12 protein-coding genes are annotated in these 17,301 nt (G+C 49.6%); 6 read left to right on the top strand and 6 right to left on the bottom strand.

Translation table 11 applies throughout. The features are described 5' to 3' along the window. Positions 1–154: 154 nt before the first annotated feature. Positions 155–1,522, bottom strand: coding sequence for an anaerobic C4-dicarboxylate transporter DcuC (dcuC, locus tag L4C36_RS02095; protein ID WP_428476128.1), 1,368 nt, complete (start codon positions 1,520–1,522; stop codon positions 155–157). A 598-nt stretch (positions 1,523–2,120) separates the two neighbouring features. On the opposite strand from dcuC, the gene L4C36_RS02090 reads away from it, so the two are divergent. Beyond that, positions 2,121–3,401, top strand: a complete 1,281-nt coding sequence (locus L4C36_RS02090; RefSeq protein WP_428476174.1) for a glycoside hydrolase family 18 protein — start codon at positions 2,121–2,123, stop codon at positions 3,399–3,401. Between the two features lie 125 nt (positions 3,402–3,526). Here the strand turns inward: L4C36_RS02090 and glpC are convergent, their stop codons facing one another. Genes glpC through glpA form a run of 3 tightly spaced genes read right to left on the bottom strand, consistent with a single transcriptional unit; the run spans position 3,527 to position 7,730 of the window. After that, positions 3,527–4,738 carry an anaerobic glycerol-3-phosphate dehydrogenase subunit GlpC gene (glpC, locus tag L4C36_RS02085; protein ID WP_428476127.1) on the bottom strand — a complete coding sequence of 404 codons (1,212 nt, stop codon included), beginning with the start codon at positions 4,736–4,738 and terminating at the stop codon, positions 3,527–3,529. Next, positions 4,735–6,057, bottom strand: coding sequence for a glycerol-3-phosphate dehydrogenase subunit GlpB (gene glpB, locus L4C36_RS02080; RefSeq protein WP_428476126.1), 1,323 nt, complete (start codon positions 6,055–6,057; stop codon positions 4,735–4,737). The genes glpC and glpB overlap by 4 nt, the downstream gene beginning before the upstream one ends. Beyond that, a complete protein-coding gene (glpA, locus tag L4C36_RS02075; RefSeq protein ID WP_428476125.1) occupies positions 6,054–7,730 on the bottom strand; it encodes an anaerobic glycerol-3-phosphate dehydrogenase subunit A in 1,677 nt (558 codons plus the stop codon). Before glpA ends, glpB begins: the two co-directional genes overlap by 4 nt. 313 nt (positions 7,731–8,043) lie before the next feature. Here glpA and L4C36_RS02070 point away from each other — a divergent pair, with 313 nt between their 5' ends. Further along, positions 8,044–8,721, top strand: coding sequence for a hypothetical protein (locus L4C36_RS02070; protein WP_428476124.1), 678 nt, complete (start codon positions 8,044–8,046; stop codon positions 8,719–8,721). 108 nt (positions 8,722–8,829) lie between these two features. Then, positions 8,830–9,018 (top strand): DUF4250 domain-containing protein, encoded by a 189-nt coding sequence (locus L4C36_RS02065; protein WP_428476123.1) that lies wholly within the window; start codon positions 8,830–8,832, stop codon positions 9,016–9,018. Positions 9,019–9,126: 108 nt separating this feature from the next. Here L4C36_RS02065 and metR read toward each other — a convergent pair whose 3' ends face one another. Next, a complete protein-coding gene (metR, locus tag L4C36_RS02060) occupies positions 9,127–10,038 on the bottom strand; it encodes an HTH-type transcriptional regulator MetR (RefSeq protein WP_428476122.1) in 912 nt (303 codons plus the stop codon). Positions 10,039–10,366: 328 nt separating this feature from the next. On the opposite strand from metR, the gene metE reads away from it, so the two are divergent. Together metE and L4C36_RS02050 are read left to right on the top strand one after the other, a co-directional pair. Continuing rightward, positions 10,367–12,670, top strand: coding sequence for a 5-methyltetrahydropteroyltriglutamate--homocysteine S-methyltransferase (metE, locus tag L4C36_RS02055; protein WP_428476121.1), 2,304 nt, complete (start codon positions 10,367–10,369; stop codon positions 12,668–12,670). A 299-nt stretch (positions 12,671–12,969) separates the two neighbouring features. Then, positions 12,970–14,631: a CHASE domain-containing protein gene (locus L4C36_RS02050; RefSeq protein ID WP_428476120.1), complete on the top strand. Its 1,662-nt coding sequence runs from the start codon at positions 12,970–12,972 to the stop codon at positions 14,629–14,631. 83 nt (positions 14,632–14,714) lie between these two features. Here L4C36_RS02050 and L4C36_RS02045 read toward each other — a convergent pair whose 3' ends face one another. Beyond that, positions 14,715–15,158 (bottom strand): META domain-containing protein, encoded by a 444-nt coding sequence (locus L4C36_RS02045; RefSeq protein WP_428476119.1) that lies wholly within the window; start codon positions 15,156–15,158, stop codon positions 14,715–14,717. 439 nt (positions 15,159–15,597) lie between these two features. On the opposite strand from L4C36_RS02045, the gene L4C36_RS02040 reads away from it, so the two are divergent. Next, positions 15,598–17,217, top strand: a complete 1,620-nt coding sequence (locus tag L4C36_RS02040; protein ID WP_428476118.1) for a methyl-accepting chemotaxis protein — start codon at positions 15,598–15,600, stop codon at positions 17,215–17,217. The last annotated feature ends 84 nt before the right edge of the window (positions 17,218–17,301 follow it).

Genomic DNA, 17,301 nt, shown 5'->3' with positions numbered 1-17,301 from the left:
ATAGTCGAATTCACGGTGTTATTACAGCCATGACAAAAAAGGGCAATAGGAAGAAAAGCAGCGAGTAAAGAAAGACGTGAAGAATAGGAAAATAATAAAGGAGGCCAAAGCCTCCTTTATTATTTTTTGACCGTTAATGGGTACCAAAACGATATTAAGCGTGCATTGGTACCAACACCATAGTGCCGATAATCACGGTCAGCAGGCCACACAAAACCGGCACAGAGGTACGTTTCACTACTTCAAACGGGCTGACGTTACCCATACCTGAGGTCGCAACGATAACACCCGATACCGGTGAAATAGTACGGCCCAGATTAGAGGCTTGCAGCATTGGGATGATCAAGAACGCTGGGCTCAAGCCCATCTTACCAGCCAGTGCAGGAGCCAATTCTACGAACGCGTAGAAAGGCGCGTTACCTGAACCTGTTGCAATGGCAGCCGCAACGGTTAGGCCTGTTAGCAATAGCATCAGCGCAAACCCACCAGCACCGGCAGATTCAGCTAAGCCAATCAGGTTATCAATCGCACCGATAGACATCAGACCTTGCGCAAACACACCGGCAGCAACCAATAGCATCACCACGCCTTTAAACGCTTCGGCCATGCCTTGGTAGCAGGATTCCAAATCTTCCAGCGTTTGTTTACCGTTGAAACGCTTGGTGACGTAATCTACCAGCGCGCCAATCACGATAGACATGACCACGATGGTGTAAATATCCAGTGTCAGGCCTGGGATGGTTTCACCATTGAAAGCGAAGACACCGATGATAGGCAGGAAGGGTAAAATAGAGTAGTAAGCAGGGGCTTTCACTTCCATTTCTGAAATATCGACTTTTTCCATCACGATATTTTCGCGCTTATCCAAAAACTTATTCCAGAAGAACGCGGCGGCTGCCATCACGATAATGGCACAGATTGAAACCGGCAGAACGGTTTCAACGGCAAAAACGTGCAGGGGAAGTCCAGATTTTTCGGCTGCGACAATCACATCGCCAGACGTTGGAGACAGAATAATTGCGGCCGGTGAGGCACAAACCGCAACGGCTGCGGGGCGTGAAATCCCCATTGCTGTCATCATTGGGAACAAGGTCGCCATTAATAGCACGCCAAGGCCCGTTGCTGAGCTGACCGCCAACGACATCAAACACGCCACGATGTATGCCGCAACCAGCAAGGTGTAAGGTGATTTAATGATAGACAGAGGCTTTGAGAATTGTTTCACCACGACGTTATTGGCACCAATGTGCGTCATGTAAGAGGCAAAGCCACACAACAACATGATTTGCATGCCCAAACCGCCCCCGCGGTTTTGCAACATGTATTTGATGTATTCCAGCGAGTCAGTCACGAAGTTGCCGGTGGTTTTAATGCTGGCAGGTAAAACGTCATAGCCCAGCAAGCCGGTGATGAGAAGCAGTAGTAAACCCGCGGTGAGCAGCACCCCAGCGGCTTTATATCCCTTGATAATGAAGTAGCCAACGGCAATTGTGACCGCTAGGCCAATAAATAGCTCCAACATGGTAAAACATCCTCTTTAACCATTAATACTGATGGAATAAGTCAAAATATGTCAGTATGACGTACTTGCTTACAAATAAACTACCGATAAATCTATCGGAAAAGATTGCCCCGCTCGACAAAAATTCCGCTTCTTTATGATCTTAAACAGTATTTTTAGCAGCTTGTTAGGCTTGTGCGACAAAAATGAAAATGAATTGATTTTTGTCTGTATAGGGTCAGTTAAACAGTAATGTTTGACCATATTTCAAACAATTTCAATTCAAGTGGTTGTAAATAAAAGGTTGTGTTTGTGCAAGATAGAGCTATGAGGGATTTGCGTGTGAAGGGGATGTTGCGGTTTTATTTTGTTGTTAACGTTTTGTGTCAGGGCGTGATGAAATGGATTGCATCACATATTGATATGTAACTCTTTTCTCATCAATCAATAACGTCATAGCGTGTCGCATTTCTGATGGCTCATTAAAGGTATCACACCAAAATGGGGGTTTTGTACAAAAAACAAGCTAACCAGCCGTTACACTGGCCCGTGCAATAATAACGATGAGAAGGAAAGCGTCATGAAAACGGCAGTATCACTGGCAGTCGCCTCATTGCTCATGGTGCCCACTGTAATGGCACAAACTGCGCCATCGGCACCAGCCCCGGTTGTGGCGGGCTACTTTGCTGATTGGCAGTATGACAATGAACAAAACCCCTATACCGTGGATGATATACCCGCTGACAAACTCAGCCATATTATCTACGCCTTTTTGAGTATGTGTGGACCTCACGATGGCGCGAGTAAGAAAGTACAACAGCAAGTGGCACAAGCCTGCAAAGATAAACAGCCGTTCTCGGCGATTATTGTCGATCAAAAAGCGGCGCTGGAGCATGACTTTGGCCCCGTTAACGCCCGAGTTGATTACAAAGGACACTTTGCTCAGTTAAAAGATCTGAAAGCCGCGCACCCTAATGTGCGTATTTTACCGTCGTTTGGCGGTTGGACCATGTCAGAACCTTTCCATGCGATGGCGAAAGACAAGGCGGCGATTGAGCATTTCTCACGTACGGCGGTGGCATTGATTGCGCAGTATGACTTCTTCGATGGGATCGATCTGGATTGGGAATACCCGGGTGGTGGTGGGTTAACAACCTCGCCATGGAATCCTGAAACCAAACTGACCGATGCACAAAAAGCCCTCGAAAAAGACGCGTACACTCACTTAGTGAAGTCGTTGCGTGCAGAGCTTGATGCCTTGTCGGCGAAAACACAGCGTGAGTATGAGTTGTCCACGGCTGTCGGCGTGGGTGCCAAAGCGGAAGGGATTGACTGGGCGGCGGTCGCGCCATTGATGAACAACATGTTTGCCATGACCTATGACTACCTTGGCGGGTGGGGGCAGCAAACGGGCCATTTGACGAACTTGCATGCCACGCCAGATGGCTGGTGGGGCATGGGAACGGATGTGTTCATTGAAAAAATGGTCGCCTTGGGGATCCCGAAAGACAAACTCGTTGTCGGTGCGGCGTATTATGGCCGTGGCTGGGAAGGTACCAAAGGGTTTGATGGCCAGTCGTTAGCTTCTGATTTAGTATCAGAAAAAGGCGCGACATTCGGCACCGACCCGAAAGAGCCGGGATATTTCATGTACTGGGATTTAGTACGTAACTACACAGTGAAGGATGGTTACGAGAATGGGTATGATGAAAAAGCTCATGCGCCGTTTTTGTGGCATCCGAAGAAAAAAGTGTTTATTACTTATGAAGATATGCGCTCGATAAAAGCTAAAGCGGATTGGGTAAAGAAGAACAAATATGCGGGGATGTTCGTGTGGGAGCTATCGGGTGATCCGGATAATGTGTTAACTGAGACCATGGCGGATAATCTAAAACGTTAACCGCAGCGTTGAAGCGAGATTGAAACGATCCTGAAACGATAGAAAAGTAAGCCATTCGTCTGGTTTGATACCGATGACGAATGGCTTTGTTGGTTAGCGCGAGGCAACGCTCACTCTAGCGCGGATCAGGCCAGCGCCATCGCTAGCAAAGAAACCGGATGGATGGTGTCCAAATCGGTGTTTTCTTCAATTTGCCACTTACAGGTTTCGCAATCGGTAATCGCAAAATCGGCTTTGGCCCGTTTGATTTGCTTGAACAGATCGTTACCAATCGCCATGGAGGTTTCGTAGTTTTCGGTCTTAAAGCCATAGGTGCCTGCTAAGCCACAACATTGGCTGTCCAGCACGGTCACTTCCAAGCCTGGGATCATTTTCAGTAGTTCAATGGTATATAAGCTGCCGCCCGTACGCTCAAGGTGACACGGTGTGTGATACACAATTTTTTTGTTGATTGGCTTCATCTTCGGCGCATTGCCGTTCATGAATTGCTTTAACAAAAAGCGCGTGACGTATTCAATGCGATCAGCCACGCCGCTGTTGTCGATCTTCAATACGTTCGGGTATTCCTCTTTCAAGGTGAACGAACAGGTCGAAGAGGTTGAGACAATTTGGCTGTCGTATTTTTCAATCGCGGCCGAGAAATTTTTCACGTTCAAACGGGCATTTTTCTTCGCTTTATCAAAGAAACCGTTGGCGATCAGCGGTACTCCACAGCACTTTTCTTTGTCCAGCAGTTGCACCCCAATGCTCATGGCATTCATCACGTTGACAAAATCTTTGCCCAGTTGCGGGTGGTTATAGTTCACGTAACAGCCGTGGAAATAGTGTACCTGTTTTGGGTACAGGGCTTGGCTGGTGCAGTTTTGTTTGTACCAACGACGAAACGTACCGTGTGAGTACTTCGGCAAGCTCTTGTGATCATGCACCCCAATGGTTTTGTGCATCAGCGTTTTGACCGGTTTGAGCCCGGTAATGGTATTCACGATCGGGGCGAACGGCGTGGCCATGGAGCCCATCATATCCGTGTGGCTCAGAACAAAGTCACGAACCGTCTTGATGTTCATCGGTAGCTTGGCGTGCTCATCACGGGCGACAGCGATCATGTCACCGATTTTCACCCCCGACGGACACGCGGTTTCACAACGCTTGCAGTTGGTGCAGAGCTTGAGTGTTTCGTCATAAAAGTCAGGGCTTTTAATACGCAAGCGTTCGCCATCGGGACCACACTGTTTCGGGCCAGGATAATGCGGGTTGGCTTTGGCGACCGGACAGTAAACCGTACACACGGTGCATTTAATGCATTGATCGAAACTGGTGTCTTTTTTAATCAGGCTCATGCGTGTGTCCTTTCTTGTGTGCCGATCTTACTGTTATGTGCACGGATCATCTGTTGGGCGACATAGTGGCCGGTTGAAATGGCCACGCCGGAACCAGAACCTTCCTGTACCGGATCGTAGTGAGCCAGGATCGCCCCCGCACAATACAGGTTAGAGATTGTATTACCGGCCATCGTCGGGTTCAGATTGGCGGTGCACGCCACGCCCATCTTCATGAACGGGTGGCTGCTTGGGCTGAAAAACTGGGGTTGATACCAGTGATCGCGGTGCGGGGTATCCGTGATATCGAGACCAAAAATCGGCTCGGTCACACAGTGACGCTCGGCTTTTAGGCCTTTGCTGAAAAAGCTGCCGCTGGCGATCAGGAAATGATCGGCCGCAAGCGCAATGTCTTCATGGTGACGGGTGTAAATACGCTTGAGTTGGCCGTTTTCAATGTCACCGCCTTGCACTTCATCGCCCATCAGCAATAAGCCGCCGAGTTGTTTGAAGTGGGACTTCATGGTTTCTTCAAGGCGGATCCCCAGCAGTGAAGGGGGCATAGTTGGGATCTCACAAATGGAGAACCCCGTCAGGCCTTCCAGCAGCTTTATCGTGGCTGCACCGTCACCGTTACCAAAAATGGCCGGTAAGATCACCAAGTCCGCTTTGCCCACTTGTTGGATCAAGGATTTCGCAAAGGCATGCAATTTGGTTTCGTCTTTCAACACACGAGAGATATCGATAGAGCGGAACTCACACGGGTTACGCTGCATGGTTTCAAAATCCGGCAATTCCACGTTAGCGGTTTTGATTTTTACATCACGGAAAGCGTCAAGGGCGGCCAAGTTGCTGGCGGCCAATTGCGGTTGAAAATCCCGGAATCCGTCAACCGTCACCAATGCCAGTGTATTGATGCCTTCGGCCAGTTTCTGCATCGGGAACTGGTGCACGGTTTGCTGTGACAGCCAGGTTGAGCGGAAAGTGCCCATCGGTGTGACGCGGTAATGGTTGGTGTCATCATCTTGCGCCGTTAAGTATACGCCAGATTCTTCCATCATAGCCTGATACCAGTCGATGGCCTCGCGGCATGCTTCCACTCCGATTTTGCTGTAAGGGTGGTCAGGGCATTGTTCAGCGAGTACTGGAAACGCAGCGAAAGGGGCAGTGACGGCGTCGCCATTGGGTAAACGGCTCAGTACATCAATCGAGCCAGAAGAAAAGTGCATGGCACTTTGTCCGGCGGTAATCACGGCGGTTTTCATGCCACTTTCTACGCAACGGATGGCACAACTCAGGCCGGCGACACCGCCACCGATGATGATGCTATCAAATTTCATGCTGTTTCCTCGTCCGTTGCAGGTGTGGCTGTTTGGGTAGATGGGTGAACGTTGTGGCTTTGTTGCTCAGGTAAATCACTGACCCCAAACAGACCTTCGTAAATCCAGTAGGTGAATTCGCCTTCGCGCAGGGCATCGCCCCAGAATACCGGCTTAATGCCTTTCCAGCGTTCTTCTAAAAATTCTTCTAACAGGTGACTGGCTTGGTTACCGGTCTTCTTACCAAATTCAGAGAACAGGCCAGCCGCACGGTAAGAGCATAATTCGCCTTGGCATGGCCCCATACCGATACGGGTACGGCGGCGTAAATCAACCAAGTTATGGACATCAAGATCTTTAATGGCGTATTCCACTTCGCCGCATGTCACCATTTCACATTCACAGATCACCGCTTGGCTTTTCTTGTCGTTACTCAAGAATTTTTCAGCGCGTTCGCCGTGACGATACAAGGCGGATTGGTAAACGGGTTTCGCTAAGCTGGCGGTAGGGGCTTTCTTGGGTTTCGCTTGTTCAGAACCGGGTAGCGGCTTTTCGTGGGTGATACACGGTTGGGTATTGCCGAGCTTTTTCGCGACTAAGTCTGTTGTCCATTCCGCCATCATGCGGTAGGTCATCAGCTTACCGCCGGTAATCGTGATGAAGCCATCAAGACCATCACGTTCGGCGTGATCAAGCAACACAATACCGCGACTGATATTACGGCCACTGGTATCGCCATCGACGGCCACCAAAGGACGTACGCCTGCATACGCGCGCAATACGCGTGTATTGGCCATGATGGGCGCCAATTTGGTGCCTTCTGCCAGCAGAATGTCGATTTCTTTACTGGTGACGTGGAGGTTATCGATCTTGTCATAGTCGATACGCTCAGAGGTGGTACCGATTAACGAGATGGTGTCACCCGGCACCAGAATGTCGGCGTCAGATGGCTTACGGCAGCGGTTGATCACCAAATTATTGATGCGGTAATCCAAGATCAAGAGTGATCCTTTTGCGGGGAACATTTTGATGGACAGATCGCCATATTCACAAATTTGCTGCCCCCAGATCCCTGCCGCGTTAACCACTTGCTTGGCGCGGATCTCAATACGTTGACCGGTTTTTAAATCCAAACAATGCACGCCACACACGGTCGCACCTTCACGGATCAAGCCCGTAACATGGGTGTGGTTGAACAACTTTGCCCCGTGCTCGACCGCATCAATCACATTGGATGCGGATAAGCGGAAAGGATCTAATGTGCCATCGGGCACTTTGACGGCGCCAATCATGGCTGGGTTACAGTTAGGCTCAAGGCGCAAGGCGTCTTGTGGGCTGAGTTGTTCGACGTTGATATCTGCTTGCTGGCAGGCGGACATAAAGGTTTTCTGGAAATCCAGATCGTCGTCTGGCAGTGAAATGAACAAGCCTTGGGTGTCTTCAACACAATGGCGAGCAATCTTTTTCAGAATGCGGTTTTCTTGAATGCATTCTTTGGCCGATTCCTGATCGGTGACGGCATAACGGGCGCCAGAGTGGAGCAGGCCGTGGTTACGCCCGGTCGTGCCGGACGCAAGGTCATCTTTCTCGACTAAGATACAGCGGATCCCTCGCAGTGCACAGTCACGCATGATGCCTGTTCCCGTCGCGCCGCCGCCGATAATCACAACATCTGTTTCAAACCAACTAGTCATGTTCGTTTTCGCTTATTGTTTGGTTCGTGGATCAGGAAAGGGTGTCTTCCTTTTCAATATGCTCAGCAATATGCCATTTCAGCCCCGATTGTTTGGTGATCAAAAGCGCAATTATGAGCGTTCGAGCATTTTGATTTTCATTTCTGTGCGTTTGGTACGAATATGCGCGAATGGTGAGCAACTTGTCGAGTGAGCAATGTGTCAGGTGGGATTGCCAATGACCTATCTCTCGAAAATGCCGGTGCTATTTGGTATCAGGGAAGGGAGTTGGTATTATCGCCGCTCTTTTTTTCGCATTTTAAGATCACACTCCATGAACGTAGGTTTACCCTTTTTGATCCCCGCGCTGCTCGGCGCCCAACTTGTTTTGACGATGGTACTCACGAAAGGGGAGATCTGCCCCGGCCAGCGTGGCCGTGTCCATAAAACCTTGCCGATCTTGCTGGTGGGATGGTTGATCGCGACCATCTTCCAACCGCTGGCGGTATTGCCGTTGCTGGCCTTGGCGTATTTCACTATGAAGGTGAAAACGGGCAAAACCCGTGATGCAGGGCCGCTTAACGTGTTTTATGCGGCTGACGGTTTGGCGGCGGTGGTATGGTTAATGACTGCGGCAAGCCTATCGCTGCCTGTGGCGGTACTAAGCCTGATGGCTATTCCATTGTTTGGGGCATTGTTGGCGCACCTGTTATTGACGCAAGCGCGTACCCGTTTACAAGCGTTCCACCGTTTATTGCCGTTTGCGGGCGTAGCGAGTGCAATCCTCAGCGTGTTGTGCCTGTTATGGGTGGCGATGCAATTGGGTGATGCGCAGGCGCAGGCCATGGTGGGCACCATGATTGCGGCATTAGTGTGCTTAGTGGCGGCATTGCTGGTATGGGCGATGCATTTACTGAGTGCCAAGACCGTTAACCGTTGGCAATTACTGGCAGCGGCGGTGCTGTTGGTGGGTTCAGCGTATTTTGAGTCTGTGTTGATCATGGCTGTCTAAGTGACTGCATGGTGACAGCAAGCTTGTAAACTGTGACGGGCGGCTTTTTCTTTCCTAATGATCCTGTCTATGCTTACTGAGTAACGTCACGTTAGCAAGGAGGTAGGCATGGAGATCACCAATTTATTGGGCATGGATGGGAACATTGTTCTGGGGATCGTGAATGAACGACTTCGCCTGGAATGCTCCACCGTTGAAGAGCTTGTCAGCCGTTATGAACTCGATTTTGATGAGCTTAGCGAAAAAATGGAAGCCATGGGCTACCATTACGATCCCATCAACAATCAATTTAAATAATCGATTAATGTAAAGATAAGCGGGGCGAATAGCGGTTATGTGATCGCCATTGCCCCGGCTATCTGTTGCGATCATTAAGGCGGTATGACCAAACGTATTGCGTATTGGTTATGCCGCCTTAATGCCTTCTAAATGGGTTTGGCACTGCTGTTTGGCCGTTGCAAAGAAGGCCGACAAGTAATGTCGCTCACGTTCTGATGCGCGAATAGCGGCAAACAACCGACGCCATAATCCTTCCCCGAGTGGTTTACTCACAATCAAGCCTTGGCGGGCAAAGTCATACACTGCCCAATTAGGTAGCGCTGCCACCCCTAATCCTGCCGACACCATCTGGATCAACATCAAGGTATTATCGGCTTGTTTCCAATTCGCGGGTTCCACGCCTGCCGGTTGCAAAAAGTGCTTCACCACATCGAGACGGTTTTTCTGCACCGGATACGTCATCATGGTTTGATCGATCAAATCATCTGGCGTAATAACGGCTTTGCTGGCCAGAGGGGATTGCGGGGACACAATCAAGCGCATTTCAAAATCAAACAAGGGTTCAAAATGGACTTCATTGCGCGGCTGAATGTCGGAGGTGATCACCAAATCTAATTCACCGGCACTGAGGGCGGGCAGCGGTTCGAAACCAAAACCGGAGGAGAAATCCAAGGTGACGTTTGGCCAGTGGATTTGGTATTCCTTCAAAGCCGGCATCAACCATTGGAAGCAAGAATGGCATTCAATGGCCATGTGCAAGCGGCCATTGGTGTCTTCTTTTAAACTGGCCAACTCGTGTTCCGCTCGGGCGAGACGCGGGATCACATCATCAGCTAAACGCAGTAGCACTTCCCCTTCCGCGGTAAATTTGACCGGACGGGTTTTGCGTAAAAACAGTTGGCTACCTAAGCGCAGTTCGAGATCTTTTAACTGGTGTGAGAGGGCTGATTGGGTCAGGCAAAGCGTGTTGGCCGTGGCTGTCAGTGAGCCGGTTTCTCGCAATACCGTCAGTGTTTTTAGGTGCTTAATTTCAATCAAAATGCGTTCTCTCTGTCCCTGTGAGTCACACGTTTGGCCTCCTGCCTCGTGTTAGACCTCAACTGTACGGGTAAAAGTGCACGCTGTAAATACGGATGGGTAAACATCTGGACGTCTAGGTGCTTGTGCCGGGGCGTAACACGCTAATCGTGGCGAGAGACAGGGGCGTTGATGATATGTGTATGAAAAATGTTCATGTTTAACATTAATCATTAGAAATTGCTCATCATCATGCCTTGCTTCATTGTACCTCTCATCAACGCCGTATCTGAATCAAGCATACGACGTGACTATTTAAATCAAAGCATTTGAAAGGCAGGGATGAGAGATGACAGCAACAAAGACACATATTTTGGGTTACCCACGTGTCGGTAGCCAACGCGAACTGAAATTTGCACAAGAAAAGTATTGGCGTGGCGAGATCAGTCAGGATGCATTGAAAGCAGTGGGTAGCGAGTTACGTCAGCGCCATTGGGTTGACCAAGCAGAAGCGGGGCTGGATTTTGTCTCTGTTGGCGATTTCGCATGGTACGACCATGTGTTAGGCACCAGTATGCTGCTGGGCCACTTGCCAAAACGCCACCGTAACGGTTTTCCGGATCTCGACACCTTGTTCCGTGTGGCACGTGGTAAAGCGCCAACCGGGTGTGCGTGTGCCGCTTCTGACATGACCAAGTGGTTTAACACCAACTACCACTACATTGTGCCTGAGTTCTGTGCTGACGATGAGTTCACCGTGAGCTGGCAGCAATTGTTTGAAGAAGTGGCGGAAGCGAAGGCTAGCGGTAAAGACGTCAAACCTGTGCTATTGGGGCCTGTGTCATACCTGTGGCTTGGGAAAGAAAAAGACGGTGTGGGGGAAGAAACCAGCTTTGATCGTTTATCACTGCTTCCTCGTCTGTTGGTGGCATACCAACAGATTCTGACCAAGCTGCAAAAATTGGGTGTGGAGTGGGTGCAAATTGATGAGCCTGTCTTTGCTCTCGAATTGCCAGATGCTTGGCGCGATGCGTTTAAGATTGCGTATCAAGTGATCCAAGGCGGGCCGAAGCTGTTATTGACAACGTACTTTGATCACATCACGCACCATCTTGATAAAATCGTGGAACTGAAGGTCGATGGTTTGCACGTCGATCTTGCGACGGCCCCGCAGCAGCTTGATGCCGTTGTCGCTGCATTGCCAAGTGATTGGGTGCTGTCGGCTGGTGTGATTAATGGTCGCAACGTGTGGCGTGCGGATTTGAGTGAGCAACTTGATCGCCTACAGCCAGTAAAAGACGCACTGGGTGATCGTTTGTGGGTGGGTACGTCATGTTCATTGCTGCACACGCCGATTGATCTTGAATTGGAAACCGATTTAGACCCCACCGTGCGCGAGTGGTTGGCTTTTGCAAAGCAGAAGTGTCATGAGGTGACACTACTGGCAAGTGCCTTGGACGGTGACAGCAAAGCCATTGCGGACTGTGAGCGTTACAGCGCCCCGATTAAAGCCCGTGCGACCAGCGCCTTGGTGAATAACCCGGATGTGCGTCAGCGTTCGGCTGCTATCACCGATGCGTTGGCGGAGCGTAAACTGCCTTATGCAGAACGTGCCCGTGTGCAACGTCAGTCACTCGGTTTGCCTTTGCTGCCGACCACGACCATTGGTTCGTTCCCACAAACCAGTGAGATCCGCACACAGCGTAGCGACTTCAAAGCGGGTCGCTTGTCAGAGCAAGATTACAACACGGCCATGAAAGGGCACATTGCCGATGCCATTGAGCGTCAGCAGCGTTTGGATTTGGATGTATTGGTACACGGTGAGCCTGAGCGTAACGACATGGTGGAATATTTCGCTGAGTTACTAGAAGGTTTTGCCGTTACTCGCTTCGGTTGGGTACAAAGCTACGGTTCACGCTGTGTGAAACCCGCGGTGATTGTGTCAGATATCTATCGCTCGGCACCGATGACCGTTGAATGGACGCGTTATGCGCAGTCACTAACGGAGAAAACGGTCAAAGGCATGTTGACGGGCCCTGTTACTATTTTGGGCTGGACGTTCCCGCGTGAAGATTTGACCCGTGAAGCCATTGCCAACCAAATTGCGTTAGCACTGCGTGATGAAGTGGCTGACTTGCAAGAGAAAGGCATCAAAGTGATTCAAATTGATGAGCCTGCCATCCGTGAAGGGTTGCCGCTAAAAGCGAGCGAATGGCAAACGTACCTCGATTGGGCCGTGAAAGCCTTTAAGATTTCGGCCGCCAGCGCGGAGCCGGGCACGCAGATTCACACTCACATGTGTTACAGCGAATTCAATGACATTATTCAGTCTGTCGCGGCATTGGATGCGGACGTGATCACCATTGAAACCTCGCGTTCAGACATGGAATTGCTGAAAGCGTTTGAAGAGTTTGCGTATCCGAATGAAATTGGTCCGGGTGTGTACGATATTCACTCGCCGAATATTCCGACCGTCGAGCAAGTGGTGGACTTGGTGGAAAAAGCGGAGAGTCTGGTACCGGCTGAGCGTTTGTGGATCAACCCAGACTGCGGCCTTAAAACCCGTAACTGGGAAGAGACTGAAGCGGCACTGACCAACATGGTCGAGGCTGCAAAACAGTTGCGTAAACAGTGGCAAGCGAAAGCGGTATAAGCGGTTTTTTTCCGATGCGATGAAGCCTCATCAGACGGGAAAAACGTTGAACGATGAACGATAAAAAGAGCGCTTCGGCGCTCTTTTTTGTGCGTAAGCTGTATGTTGGAGCGGTTTCTTGATGAATACCTCAAAAGCATGACAATGTGATGAAGAAAGACTCATAGCACGCCAATTATCATTGTGACACATTCGTTCTGTGAAATGTCCCTATTTTCGCAGGGAAAATTAAGCAACAAGTTGAATTTTAAACAGAGTTGTCTTTACTTAAGGCATCGTCATTCAACCATAGGATTCACATGATACGCCGACTGTATTCCATCACGGTGTGCGCTGTTGTCATTGGGATAATACTGGCCTGCGTATTGTTTCGGATTGCCTACCAATTGGAAACGACCCATATTCAGCGCGACTTTGAACGAGAAGTCGACAAAAAAGCAGATTCCCTGTCGCAATCGATAGATTCGCATATTCGTGCCTTACACAGTCTGAAATTTGCTTACGAATATCAGGGCGTATTGACGCGAGACAACTTCGCGGCATTGGCGCAACAGGTCATGGCGCAACATTCCCCTCTGCAAGCGTTAGCGTGGGTACCTTGGGTATCGGCTGCACAGCGAACGGCGTATGAAGCTTCCGCAGCGCAAGTGCTTTCTGATTACCATTTTACAGAACGCGTGGCGTCGGGCGACATGGTGACGGCGACCGAGCGTGCGGATTACTACCCGTTACACAGCGTCGCCCCGCTGGCGGGCAATGAAGCGGCGCTGGGGTATGATTTAGGTTCTAATGCACTGCAACGCACCTTATTAAATCAAGCCCGTGACAGTGGCGCGTTACAGCTTTCTGCGCGTGTAGAGCGGGGCATGCTGCCACAAACGGACGGTAGTGTGCAGCTGGTGTTACCCGTTTATCGTCAGGTTGAACCTCTGACGCGCACAATGCGCCGACAAACGCTGGAAGGGTTTATTCTCGGCTATATCCGTTTATCCGACATTATGCCGGCCCTTTTCCCTGCGGCTGAATCCTCGCAGATGCATTACCGCGTGATGGATCTGAAAGCCTCCTCTGATCATGCTCAACTATACAGTGTGACGCCTGCCTCCCCGTCTGTCACAGCCACATCGCCCGTCGCAATCACATCGAAGGTCGGCTTTTGGTTGGGTGCTGAGAAAGTGACACGCACCGTGCTCGCCAAAGGCGGGCGTGAGTGGGTGATAGAGGCACTCCCAACGCACGCTTATTTTGACCAACGGCGTACGGCATTTCCCCTGTATGTTTTTGTGGGTGTGTTACTGCTATTCAGTGTGTTGGCGTATTACGGACGTATTTTAATGCACCGTCATCAGGCGTTGCTTGAGAACTTGGATGCACACAATCAACAGTTAAGCGCCAGTAACAAAAAACTCGAACGATTAACCCGTATGGATGCATTGGTTGGAGTGGCAAATCGTCGTTTTTTTGATGAAACCTTAATGAAAGAATTTAGCCGAGCGAGCCGAGATGCTAAACCGCTGGCATTATTGTTGATCGATATTGATCATTTTAAAGCGTTTAATGATACCTATGGTCACCAAGCTGGTGATCGCTGTTTAAAACTGGTGGCGAGCGAATTAGAACGAGTATTACGGCGTCCTGCGGATATGTTAGCGCGGGTCGGTGGGGAAGAGTTTGGTGTTATTTTGCCCAATACCAACAATGGTGAAGTGGTGGCAAGGCAGTGTCGTATGGCGGTAGAGCGTTTAGGCATTGCCCATGGCGGCTCATGTACGTCGGATTTGGTCACGATCTCTATTGGGGTTGTTTCCTTAGATACCGTGGCACAACATACCACTGAAACGATTTATGAATTGGCCGATAATGCTTTGTACGAAGCGAAAAGCAGTGGGCGAAATATGATTCGGGCGACGAAGATCAAAGCCCAGCCTCAGCCAACCGCGGTACTGAGCCATATCCGTTGATCGGGGTATCGGTGTTTATCCAGCCGTAAAAACAAAAAACGCCTGCGTCGGCAGGCGTTTCAGGTATTCATCGGCAGAAGTGATTATTCAGCGTCAGCACGAGAGAACGTTAGGCTGTGTGATGCATTTTTCAGCGTTAGCTCGTCACCAGCCACTGTCGCCGTGCTCCAGTCCATTAGCATTTTGCTCATCACTTGCTCCATGTCTTGGCCTGGGCCCTGACATGCCATCATAGTTAGACCCATCTTTTCAATGCGCAGTTTACCGTCTTGCAGTTCTGCTTGGCCAAAGAAGCGGTTACAGCCCGCGTTGCCGTTTGCATTTAGGTCAGACGCTAGCTGAAGGTTTGGTGCTTCAGTTTCAGTCGAAATCACTTGATTGTCGATTTTGGTCAATACCCAGTTCTGTGCAGCGATATCCGTTTGATTTGTCATCGTCTGTACCTGTTCGTTGTTGCTGTCGTTAGAGGCGCAAGCCGCTAGCATCATAGGTAGTACTAGCGCGGCAAGAAAACGTTTCTTCATCATATTTATCCCAAAAAAGTGGCTTCGATGTGTGGTTCCTGCTTCAAGGCGGGAATCCTGCACAACTGCACGTCATCGCATGGTGCGTAATGACAAAATCAATTGTACATTGTTTTTTATTGCTTACAACCAAATATATCTCAGGATAGCAAAAGAAGAAATAGAAATGTGGGTTCGTTATGTCATGGCTGTGTGAATAACAATGAAAACTGGGAGCAGGGGCGTTATTGAAAGGTGCGTGAGGTGAAAAGTTGTACCAAACGAGAGGCTATCAGCGGTATTGGATGGCAAGGAAATGGAAGTTGTAGTTAATTTTGAAAAATTGTGACTTTTTATTAAAGAGATGTGTGAGCGTGCCGTTATTCATACCAATGAGTTATACAAACACAATTTTATACTTGCAGCTATAAAGGCGGTAAGTATTACATAATAAGGAAAATGTATGTCGTTGTCGGTGAGGCATAAACTGTGGGGGGCATTCGGTATTATCCTGATGTTAATGACCATTTCGAGTGTTATTACGATTGTACAGGTTAATCGTGCGCTGGTGGTCGAGCATGAGGTACAGTTTGATGATGTACCGGGTGTTGAGCTTTATATGTTACTGATTGATGAATCGGGTGACATGCAGCGTGATGTGGCACGTATGCTGCTGGGTGATCCGGCCGCCCCCGCGCAGTTTAATGACAATATGGCTGAGTTTTACAGTGCGCTCGATAAGCTAAAGCAACTCGAAACCTCCAGTGATGCCATACCGCGTATGAATGAAATTACCCGTTTGGCAAAAGGGTATGTTTCTTTTATTCAATCTGACGTATTGCCGCAAGTGCTGTCGTCTTCTGTGGCGGATACAGATGCGTTGTTTGATCAAATCAAACAGGTTGAACAGCAATACATGGTGCCGATGGAAGCGATTTTAGATCGTGAAACGTTGGCTGAAAAAGGCGATGCACAAACAGGCTTGGCCATGTTAGGCGAGACACTGACGAGTTTAAAAACGAACATGCTGGTGGTGTTAGGGCTGAGTGTGATTATTTGCGGTGTGGTGGCGACAGCATTGTCCCGTTCGATCACTGTGCGCATCCATCAATTGGAGCGTATCGCGAAAGATATCGCCTCCGGTAACCTGACCTCATCGGATATTGTGGATGACTCTGGTGATGAACTGGCGCGTTTAGCGACCTCGATTAACAGCATGAAAGCGTCGTTAACGGATTTGATTGCTGCCATTGTCTCTGTGACGGGACAGGTGGAAGGTACAGTGAATGGGATCTCCCATTTGATGGAAGAAATCAAAGACGGTGCCGGTGAGCAGGCTAAGCGTGCGCACCTGATTGCGACGGCCTCTGAAGAGTTGTCGGCCACTATTGCGGAAGTGTCACAGCAAAGCAGTGCAACGTCTGATAATGCGTCACAGTCGGGTGAAGCGGCTGAGCATGGCCGTCATGTGATTCTGGATATGCTGAAAAGCATTGAGCAAGTGTCGGTGCAAATTGGCGATACTTCGCACAGCATGAATAACTTGAACATTAAAGGCACAGAAATTGGCAGTGTGATCAAAGTGATTGAAGGCATTGCCGAGCAGACCAATTTGCTGGCCTTGAATGCGGCGATTGAAGCGGCCCGTGCCGGCGAGTCTGGCCGTGGCTTTGCTGTGGTAGCAGACGAAGTGCGTGCCTTAGCTGAGCGTACCACGACCGCGACGAAGGAAGTGGCAGACATTATCTCTGCGATTCAGCAAGGAACAGAAACAGTCATGGTATCGACCACGGAAAGCGTGAAGTTGGTGAATGTAGGTGTGGGACAAAGTACAGATGCCGCCAGTGCTCTTGAGCAAATAGTGTTGAGTACGGCGTCGGTACAACAGATGATCAGCTCCATTGCGGCTGCGACGGAAGAGCAGAATGTGGTGACCCGCGCTATTGCGACAGACATTACGCACATAAACGATATTTCATCGGTATCCTTGCAGCAAGTGGTGAAAGGTGCAGAAGAAATCGTGTCGTTAACGCATAAAGTGAATGAACTAAAAACACTGACAGGGCGATTTGAACTCGCTTAATTATCGATTTCAATCTCGTTGAACGAATGACGGACGGTGTACGTAAAAAGCGTACACCGCCCCGTTATGTTATCGCGGATAGGG

This window comes from Photobacterium japonica (assembly GCF_050337005.1).
Lineage (GTDB): Bacteria > Pseudomonadota > Gammaproteobacteria > Enterobacterales > Vibrionaceae > Photobacterium > Photobacterium japonica.
The sequence above is the reverse complement of the archived record's forward strand: the minus strand, read 5'-3'. Positions and strand labels throughout refer to the sequence as shown.

What these genes read in the sequence shown, in the direction of transcription:
- dcuC (WP_428476128.1), bottom strand. Translation starts at nt 1,522, where the DNA reads ATGTTGGAGCTATTTATTGGCCTAGCGGTCACAATTGCCGTTGGCTAC.
- L4C36_RS02090 (WP_428476174.1), top strand. Translation starts at nt 2,121, where the DNA reads ATGGTGCCCACTGTAATGGCACAAACTGCGCCATCGGCACCAGCCCCG.
- glpC (WP_428476127.1), bottom strand. Translation starts at nt 4,738, where the DNA reads ATGAGCCTGATTAAAAAAGACACCAGTTTCGATCAATGCATTAAATGC.
- glpB (WP_428476126.1), bottom strand. Translation starts at nt 6,057, where the DNA reads ATGAAATTTGATAGCATCATCATCGGTGGCGGTGTCGCCGGCCTGAGT.
- glpA (WP_428476125.1), bottom strand. Translation starts at nt 7,730, where the DNA reads ATGACTAGTTGGTTTGAAACAGATGTTGTGATTATCGGCGGCGGCGCG.
- L4C36_RS02070 (WP_428476124.1), top strand. Translation starts at nt 8,044, where the DNA reads ATGAACGTAGGTTTACCCTTTTTGATCCCCGCGCTGCTCGGCGCCCAA.
- L4C36_RS02065 (WP_428476123.1), top strand. Translation starts at nt 8,830, where the DNA reads ATGGAGATCACCAATTTATTGGGCATGGATGGGAACATTGTTCTGGGG.
- metE (WP_428476121.1), top strand. Translation starts at nt 10,367, where the DNA reads ATGACAGCAACAAAGACACATATTTTGGGTTACCCACGTGTCGGTAGC.
- L4C36_RS02050 (WP_428476120.1), top strand. Translation starts at nt 12,970, where the DNA reads ATGATACGCCGACTGTATTCCATCACGGTGTGCGCTGTTGTCATTGGG.
- L4C36_RS02045 (WP_428476119.1), bottom strand. Translation starts at nt 15,158, where the DNA reads ATGATGAAGAAACGTTTTCTTGCCGCGCTAGTACTACCTATGATGCTA.
- L4C36_RS02040 (WP_428476118.1), top strand. Translation starts at nt 15,598, where the DNA reads ATGTCGTTGTCGGTGAGGCATAAACTGTGGGGGGCATTCGGTATTATC.